7 protein-coding genes are annotated in these 8,174 nt (G+C 71.6%); 3 read left to right on the forward strand and 4 right to left on the reverse strand.

The features are described 5' to 3' along the window. The first annotated feature begins 388 nt into the window (after window positions 1–388). Window positions 389–1,387 (forward strand): tryptophan--tRNA ligase, encoded by a 999-nt coding sequence (trpS, locus tag D7231_RS34240; RefSeq protein WP_120760210.1) that lies wholly within the window; start codon window positions 389–391, stop codon window positions 1,385–1,387. A 24-nt stretch (window positions 1,388–1,411) separates the two neighbouring features. On the opposite strand, the gene D7231_RS34245 is transcribed toward trpS, so the two are convergent. Further along, window positions 1,412–2,440, reverse strand: a complete 1,029-nt coding sequence (locus D7231_RS34245) for a GlxA family transcriptional regulator (protein WP_120760212.1) — start codon at window positions 2,438–2,440, stop codon at window positions 1,412–1,414. Window positions 2,441–2,545: 105 nt separating this feature from the next. On the opposite strand from D7231_RS34245, the gene D7231_RS34250 reads away from it, so the two are divergent. After that, window positions 2,546–3,145, forward strand: coding sequence for a cysteine hydrolase family protein (locus D7231_RS34250; protein ID WP_422396790.1), 600 nt, complete (start codon window positions 2,546–2,548; stop codon window positions 3,143–3,145). 77 nt (window positions 3,146–3,222) lie between these two features. On the opposite strand, the gene proC is transcribed toward D7231_RS34250, so the two are convergent. Then, window positions 3,223–4,032: a pyrroline-5-carboxylate reductase gene (gene proC / locus D7231_RS34255; RefSeq protein WP_120760225.1), complete on the reverse strand. Its 810-nt coding sequence runs from the start codon at window positions 4,030–4,032 to the stop codon at window positions 3,223–3,225. A gap of 446 nt (window positions 4,033–4,478) precedes the next feature. Here proC and D7231_RS34260 point away from each other — a divergent pair, with 446 nt between their 5' ends. After that, on the forward strand, window positions 4,479–6,116 hold the full coding sequence (locus D7231_RS34260) for a SulP family inorganic anion transporter (protein WP_120760215.1): 1,638 nt from the start codon (window positions 4,479–4,481) through the stop codon (window positions 6,114–6,116). Here the strand turns inward: D7231_RS34260 and D7231_RS34265 are convergent. Together D7231_RS34265 and sigJ are read right to left on the reverse strand one after the other, a co-directional pair. Next, window positions 6,046–7,119, reverse strand: a complete 1,074-nt coding sequence (locus tag D7231_RS34265) for an NAD(P)/FAD-dependent oxidoreductase (protein ID WP_120760217.1) — start codon at window positions 7,117–7,119, stop codon at window positions 6,046–6,048. The genes D7231_RS34260 and D7231_RS34265 overlap by 71 nt on opposite strands. A 126-nt stretch (window positions 7,120–7,245) precedes the next feature. Continuing rightward, complete coding sequence (gene sigJ / locus D7231_RS34270; RefSeq protein ID WP_120760220.1) at window positions 7,246–8,094, reverse strand: RNA polymerase sigma factor SigJ; 849 nt, start codon at window positions 8,092–8,094, stop codon at window positions 7,246–7,248. Window positions 8,095–8,174 lie beyond the last annotated feature (80 nt).

The raw sequence follows: 8,174 nt of genomic DNA on the forward strand, positions 1-8,174 counted from the left end.
TTTAGCGGATTTCCCCGGTGACTCCTAATCGGAGTCCGAGGCCTTCACGATCCGAATTCCGGCACGCCGAAATTCATCCCGTTCAGGGGCCGTGCAGTAGTGAGTGCCGCCGGTGCGGCTCGATCGCTGCCCCTCCGGCCTTCTCGGCCCTCGCGGCAACTCGAAGAACTCTACACGACCCCGTAGGGCTCATCAAACCGGTGGCGCAAGCAGATTTCCGTCCCGTAGCCTCCCGCTCATGACCCGGCATGCACACACGCAGCAGTGGTGGGCCGCCTGACGGCGGCCACCGACTCCGTGCTCACGCATGCACCCAACGGCCGCCGCCTCGGCGGCCGTTTTGCTGTCCGTGGCGGCGTCCCTCTCCACACAGGGAGCGCACCAGCCCATGACCCGGATCTTCAGCGGCATCAAGCCCACCGGCCATCTGACCCTCGGCAACTACCTCGGCGCCGTCCGCCAGTGGGTGGAGGTTGACCAGCACAAGGCCGACGCACTGTTCTCCGTAGTCGACCTGCACGCCCTGACCGTGGACCACGACCCCGCCCGCGTGCGGCGGCTCAGCCGGCAGACGGCCACCCTCCTCCTGGCGGCCGGGCTGGACCCGGCCCTCTGCACGCTCTTCGTGCAGAGCCACGTGGACGAGCACACCCGGCTCTCCTATCTCCTGGAGTGCACGGCGTCCGACGGCGAGATGCGGCGGATGATCCAGTACAAGGAGAAGGCGGCCCGGGAGCAGGCGGCGGGCGGGAGCGTACGGCTGTCGTTGCTGACGTATCCCGTGCTGATGGCGGCGGACATCCTCGCGTACGCGGCGGACGAGGTCCCCGTGGGCGACGACCAGGCCCAGCACGTCGAACTCACGCGGGACCTCGCCGTGCGCTTCAACCAGCGGTACGGGCACACGTTCACCGTCCCCAAGGCCGTGCTGCCGTCGGTTGCCGCGCGGGTCATGGACCTCCAGTCCCCGACGGTGAAGATGGGGAAGTCCCACGGGGAGACGGCGGGCATCGTCTATCTCCTGGACGAGCCGGACGCCGCGCGCCGGAAGATCATGCGCGCGGTGACCGACAGCGGCAGCGAGGTCGTCCACGACCGCGAGAACCGTCCCGGCGTCACGAATCTGCTGGAGATCCTGGCCGCCTGTACCGGTGGCCGGCCCGCGGAGCTCGCGGCCGGCTACTCCTCGTACGGCGCGCTGAAGCGGGACACCGCCGATGCCGTGCTGGAGGTGCTGCGGCCGCTACAGGAGCGGCATACCGCGCTGTGCGGCGACCCGGGTTACGTGGACGCGGTGCTGCGGGAGGGCGCCGAACGAGCACGGAGCCTCGCCCGGCCGACCGTGGACGCGGCGTACCGCGCCATCGGGCTGCTGCCCGCGTACTGAAGCGCATCCGCCGTCCCCCCGCTCCTAACCCGCCATCCCTTCCGTCACCGCCTCCGCCTCCTCCTCCGCCGCCGCCCGGAAAGCCCGCCGGTAGTCGCGCGGGCTCGTGGCGAGGCGGGCCGCGAAGTGCTGCCGCATGGTGACCTCGCTGCCGAACCCGCAGCGGCGGGCCACCTCCGGCATCGGCAGCCCCGTCCGCTCCAGGAGCTTCTGTGCCGCGGCGACGCGCTGGTCGAGCAGCCACTGCACGGGCGTCGTGCCCGTCGTGGCCGTGAAGTGGCGGGCGAAGGAGCGCGGCGACATGCCGGCCCAGCCCGCCAGGTCGGCGACGGTCAGCGGTTCGGAGAGGCGGCGCAGGGCCCGTTCCCGTACGGCTGCCAGGGCGCCGGCCTCGCGGTCGGAGCAGGGCGTGGGCTGTTCGACGAACTGGGCCTGCGTGCCCGTACGGAAAGGGGCGGTGACCATGGCGCGGGCGATGGTCGCCGCCGCCTCCGCGCCGTGGGCCGTACGGACCAGGTGGAGGCAGAGGTCGATGCCGGCGGCGACGCCCGCCGCGGTCCACACCCCGCCGTCCTCGACGAACAGGGCGTCGGGGACGACCTGGACGCCGGGATAGCTGCGGGCCAGGAGTCCGGTGAGGTTCCAGTGGGTGACCGCGCGGCGGCCGTCGAGCAGGCCGGCCTGAGCGAGGACGAACGCGCCGCCGCAGAGGGCGGCGACCGGGACGCCCGCGGCATGGGCGCTGCGCAGGGCGGCGAGGACGGGCTCCGGGACCGGGGCCAGGTGCTCCTCCACCCCGGGGACGACCACGAGGTCGCTCGCGCCGTACCCGTCCAGGGCTTCGAGGCCCTGGTCAGGGGTGAGGGTGAGCCCGCCGGACATGCCCACGGGTGCCCGGCCGGCGCCGTGGCGGCGCAGCGCGAAGCGGGGAGCGCCGCGGTCGGTGCGGTCGACGCCCCAGACCTCGGAGATGACGGCGACGTCGAAGGCGCGGATGCCGGGGAAGGCCACGAGGGCGATGCGCTGCGCTGGCTGTGGCTGCATGCGCACCATCCTGCCCATCCTGCCGCCCGCACCGGCCACGCGTGGCAGCAATTCATCGAACAGCGTCGCTCCTGCCACTGGGCCGGTCGTGCGGCGACGACCAGGATCGTCAGCATGAACAGCACAGAGAGCATCCGAATCAGCGACAACGCCGCCCTCGTCGTCATCGACGTCCAGAACGCGTGGAACGACCAGGACTACTTCCCGCCCCGTAACAACCCCGCCGCCGAGGACAACATGGCGCGGCTGATCGACACCTGGCAGGCGGCGGGCCGGCCGGTGGTGTTCGTACGGCACGACTCGCCCGAGCCGGACTCGCCGCTGCGCCCGGGGCAGCAGGGGAATGACCTTCAGGACTTCGTCCAGGAGCGGCGCGGCAAGGGCAGCGGTCCGGAGCTGTTCGTCACCAAGACGGTGAACTCGGCGTTCCTCGGCACGCCCGATCTGGGGCGCTGGCTGGACGAGGCCGGGATCCGGCAGCTGGTCGTCATCGGCATCATGACGAACTGGTGCGTGGAGACGACCGCCCGGATGGGAGGGAACCTCGGCTACGACGTGATCGTGCCGGTGGACGCGACGTACACGTTCGATGCGGTCGGGCCGGACGGGGAGTCGCTCACGGCGGACGAGCTGTTCCGGGCGACGGCGACGAACCTGCACGCCGGCCGCTTCGCGAAGATCGCACCGACGGCGGCTCTGGTGCAGCTGGGCTGACGCCTGGCCCTGGTGGAGCGGAGCTGACGCCCGGCTCTGGTGGAGCCGGGCCTACGCCCTCACCCGACAGCGAACTGTCAGCCCTCGCCCGAGGCCAGCTCCCGGCTGCGGTCGCGGGCGGCCTCCAGGGCCGCGATCAGCGCATGCCGCACCCCGTGCTTCTCCAGCTCACGGATGGCGTTGATCGTGGTCCCGGCCGGTGAGGTGACCGCCTCGCGGAGCTTGACCGGGTGCTCGCCGCTGTCGCGGAGCATGACGGCCGCGCCGATGGCGGCCTGGACGATCAGATCGTGGGCCTTGTCCCGCGGGAGGCCGAGAAGGATGCCGGCGTCGGTCATCGCCTCGACGAGGAAGTAGAAGTACGCCGGTCCCGAGCCGGACAGCGCCGTGGCCGCGTCCTGCTGGGACTCCGGCACCCGGAGCGTCTTGCCGACGGGCTTGAAGATCGCTTCCGTGCGGAGGAGGTGGTCCTCCGTGGCGTGGGTGCCGCCAGAGATCACCGACATGCCCTCGTCCACCAGGACGGGGGTGTTCGGCATGACGCGCACCACGGGGTTACCGCCCGGCAGCCGCTCCTCGAAGAACGACGTGGGCACGCCGGCCGCCGCGCTGATGACCAGCCGGTCGGCGGGCAGGTGCGGGGCGAGCTCGCCGAGGAGCGCCGCCATGTCCTGCGGCTTCACGGCCAGGATGAGGGTGTCGGCGGTCTTGGCGGCCTCGGCGTTGGTGACCGTCTCGACGCCGTACCGGGCGCGGAGCGCCTCCGCCCGCTCGGGGCGGCGCGCGGTGACCAGGAGGTCCTCGGTCGACCAGCCGGCGCGGATCATGCCGCTGAGGAGCGCCTCGCCGATCTTTCCGGTACCGAGGACGGCGACTTTCTGGGTCACGAACTCCACCTCTTCGCTGGTCGGAAGCATGTCTTTGCTGGTCGGGGGCGTGCCCGGTCATCTTTGCACCCCGCGCGCACGTCGTGCGCCGGGCGCAGCCCGCCGGTGAGCCCACGGGGGCCTGCGCCGGAGTGATGGGACGAGCGGATTCCGGCCGGCCACCTCAGCGTTTACATCGTGGTAACGCGCCGACGCTCCCCGGGCCTTGGCCGCTTGGACAGAATGACCGCGGGTGTCCACGGCACGCTCCGTCACCCTCTACCGTCCGGCCGGTCCTCACCCCGACGTCCCCGCTGCCCGTACGCCTCTACGACCGTACGTCCGCATCCGTACGGTCCGTTTCCACACATCCCCGCAGGGTCCGACCGGCTCCGACAAGCCGCTCCGACAGGCAACGATCAACGATCACATCGCTGCGCGACGCCACGCGCTGGAGGCAGATCCTCATGGACAAAATACCCCTCAGCCATGCCCGCAAAGTGCTCTCCAGGACCAAGCTCCGGTCAAACCCTCCCCACAGCGACCCCAACGCCAAAGGCTCCCGCAACAAGGGCCCCGGCGGCGCCGGCCGGGGCGGTCTGCGCCGTGACTTCCGCGCCGACGTCACCGCCTCCCTCGTCGTCTTCCTGATCGCCGTACCGCTCTCCGTCGGCATCGCCGTCGCCTCGGGCGTCCCCGTCGAACTGGGCCTGGTCACCGGCGTGGTCGGCGGCCTCCTCACCGGGCTGCTGCCGGGCAGCAGCCTCCAGGTCAGCGGCCCGGCGGCCGGCCTGACCGTCCTCGTGTACGAGGCCGTGCGCGAGTTCGGGCTCACCGCGCTCGGCGCGCTGGTCCTCACCGCCGGTCTGCTGCAAATCGCCATGGGGCTGCTGCGGCTGGGCCGCTGGTTCCGGGCGATCTCCGTCGCCGTGGTCCAGGGCATGCTGGCCGGCATCGGCCTGGTCCTCATGGCGGGCCAGATCTACGCCATGGCCGACATGCGCCCGCCCGGGAGCGGGCCGGAGAAGCTCGCGGGCATCCCCGACCTCATCATCGACACACTGATCTCGACGGACGCCCTGACCGCCGCGGCGGTCGGCTCGGGCACGATCGCCGTACTGGTGCTGTGGCCCCGCTGGCGGCGCGGCGCCCAGTTCGTCCCCGCGCCCCTGGCGGCGGTCGCGCTGGCGACGAGCGTGGTCGCCGGCCTGAACCTGCCGGTGGCCCGCATCGAGGTGAACGGGCTGCTCGACGCGGTCCAGCCGCCGGGCAGCGCGGACTTCGCGCGGCTCGGCGAGATGAGCGTCCTGGGCACGGTCCTGGCCTTCGCCCTGATCGCCTCGGCCGAGACGCTGTTCAGCGCCGCCGCCGTCGACCGGCTGCACGAGGGCCCGCGCACCGACTACAACAAGGAGCTCATCGCCCAGGGCGCCGGCAACACGGTGTGCGGGGCGCTCGGCGCCCTGCCCATGACGGCGGTCATCGTCCGCAGCGCGGCCAACGTCCAGGCAGGAGCGAAGACCAAGGCGTCGCGCGTCCTGCACGGCGTCTGGCTGCTGGTCTTCGTCACACTCGTCCCCTGGGCCCTGGAGGTCATCCCGGTGGCGGCACTCGCGGGGGTGCTGATGCACGCGGGGTGGAAGCTGCTGCCCTTCCGGGACGTCGTCCGGCTCTGGCACGAGCACCGTGGCGAAGCCGTAGTGCTCGTAGTGACCACAGGGGCCATCGTGACGACGAACCTCTTCGAGGGCGTCGTCATCGGCCTGCTCATGGCCGTCGCCAAAGCCGCGTGGGAGACCTCGCACGTCCATGTGGAGGCCCGGACGGCCGAGGACGGCACGGTGCACGTCCGGGTCCTGGGCAATGCGAACTTCCTCCGACTGCCCAGGATCCTCGACGAGTTGGAGGCCACGCTGCCGCACTCGGGCCGCGGCGTGGAGCTCGACCTGAGCGGCTTGCGGCACATGGACCACGCGTGCCGGTCGGCGCTCACCGCGTGGGCGGAGCGCAACGCCGGATCCCGCGGCCCGGTGGCTACCGGACACGGGCCAGGCTCGCCGCCACATGCAGGCTCCGGACCGTGGAGCGGACAACCTGCTCCTTGACGAAGGCCGCCGGCCGCCCGGTCAGCACGGAGCTGCGCGGTGAGTCATCGCCGTGCACCGGCTGGATGAGCCCGTCGCTGCGGCCGAGGCTGATGCACTGCATGACGTAGCGGAACGCGAGCGGCCGCGCCGGCCGGGACCCGACGTCGGCGAGGACGGACGCCGCGGCGTGCGCGCCCGTGGGCATCGCGGTCGCGCACGCCATGCGAAGGGAGGTGGCCGCCGCGTCACCAGCTGCATAAACGGCCGGGTCCGTGGCCGACCGGAGCGTACGGTCGACCACGATCCGGCCCGCGGCGTCGAGTTCGAGACCCGCCGCTGCCGCGAGCTCGGTCCGCGGCCGCAGCGCCGCCGACCAGACGGTGACATCCGCATCAACGTCGTCGACCGAGGCGACGGGCTCCCCTTCCCTCACCCGCACACCCATCGCGCCGAGAGTCATACGGACATGCCTGCGCCCCTTGCCGGACAGGCCTGCGCCGAGCGTGCCCGCGGTGAGAAGACGGACCTCCCACTCGGGGTGCGATTCGGCGATCTCGGCGGCGAGTTCGACTCCGGTGAGCCCGCCGCCGACAACGGCGAGCCGCCCCGGCCCGTCGAGCAGCCGCTTGCCCAGCTCGGCCGCCGACTCGGCGGTGTAGGCCCGCTCCGTCGCATCGTGCGCGGCGCGGGTGTCCGTCACGCTGCCGAGTGCGTACACGAGCCGGTCGTAGGAGACGGTCCGGCCGTCATCCGTACGGAGCTGCCGGCCCGTGCGGTCCAGGCTGACGGCGCGAGCGGCGATGTGCCGGATCCGTGTGCCCCGGAGGAGGGCGGACAGGGGATGGGTGACGCTCACCTCCGGTCGCCCGGTGGTGAGTTGGTGCAAACGGACGCGCTCAGTGAACCGGTCGCTGGGGTCGATGAGAGTGACGGCGAGGCGGGGATTCACCGCCAGCCGCAGGGCAGCGTTGAGACCGGCGTAGCCGGCGCCGAGGACGACGATGTCAGGTCGGTGCGTCATACCCAACAGACGAAACAGCGGGCCGAAGTGTGACAGCCGACGGCGGACAACCGACCACGGACGGCCGACTGCGGTCGGCTGTCCGCGGGCGGCCGACCGCAGACAGCCGATGCTCGACGGCCGGTGTCACAGGCCGCGCGGATCGAGGTGGCGAAGCTTGTCCGGGTTGGCGACGGCATAGACCTCCGTGATCCGGCCCTCGTGCACAGTGAACGCGATGACCAGCACCCGTCCCCGGGCCGGGTCGACAGAGACGATGCCGGGTGCGCCGTTGACGTCCCGGATCACCACACGCATCGACAGCGGGTCGAAGCCGCGGCTGATGCCCTGGGAAAAACGGGCGACGTTCTCGTTTCCGCACACGGGGCGACGGGCGGCCGAGACCTTCCCGCCACCGTCCGAGCGCCAGACGACATCGGGGTCCAGGACGGACAAGAGACTCTCGAAGTCGCCGTTCATCACGGCGGCGAGAAAAGCATCGACGGCACGGCGGTGCTCGGCGCGGTCGACGGAACAGCGCGGCGACTCGGCACGCACGCGCTTCCGAGCGCGGGACGCCAGTTGCCGTACGGAGGTCGGGGTGCGGCCGACGACTTCGGCGATCTCGGTGAACGGAACAGAGAACACGTCGTGCAGGATGAGCGCCGTCCGCTCGGCCGGCGCGAGCTTCTCCAGCACGGTCAGCAGCGCGATCCCGACGGATTCGTCCAAGGTGACCCGGTCCTCGGGACCGGGAACCGCACCGACGACCGGTTCGGGCAGCCATGGGCCGACATAGGTTTCGCGGCGGGAGCGGGCCGAACCGAGCTGGTCGAGGCAGATGCGGCTGACGACGGTCGTCAGATAGGCGGCGGGATTGCCGGCTTCGTCGTCGGGGAGGAGCTGCCAGCGCAGCCAAGCCTCTTGCAAGGCGTCTTCGGCATCGGAGACTGAACCTTTTTCACCCTGTCCCGGAGGGTGAAAGGGGCTGGTCAGCGGGGGTAACGAGGCGAGGCTCCTGGTCGTTGCGCTGGTGTTCTCTACGCACCGCGCTTCGTCCGAGGAGCCTCGCTTGG

This window comes from Streptomyces klenkii (genome assembly GCF_003626645.1).
Lineage (GTDB): Bacteria > Actinomycetota > Actinomycetes > Streptomycetales > Streptomycetaceae > Streptomyces > Streptomyces klenkii.

Coding starts and splice junctions, on each gene's coding strand:
- D7231_RS34250 (WP_422396790.1), top strand. CDS start 2,546: ATGAACAGCACAGAGAGCATCCGAATCAGCGACAACGCCGCCCTCGTC.
- D7231_RS34245 (WP_120760212.1), bottom strand. CDS start 2,440: ATGGTGCGCATGCAGCCACAGCCAGCGCAGCGCATCGCCCTCGTGGCC.
- D7231_RS34265 (WP_120760217.1), bottom strand. CDS start 7,119: ATGACGCACCGACCTGACATCGTCGTCCTCGGCGCCGGCTACGCCGGT.
- trpS (WP_120760210.1), top strand. CDS start 389: ATGACCCGGATCTTCAGCGGCATCAAGCCCACCGGCCATCTGACCCTC.
- D7231_RS34260 (WP_120760215.1), top strand. CDS start 4,479: ATGGACAAAATACCCCTCAGCCATGCCCGCAAAGTGCTCTCCAGGACC.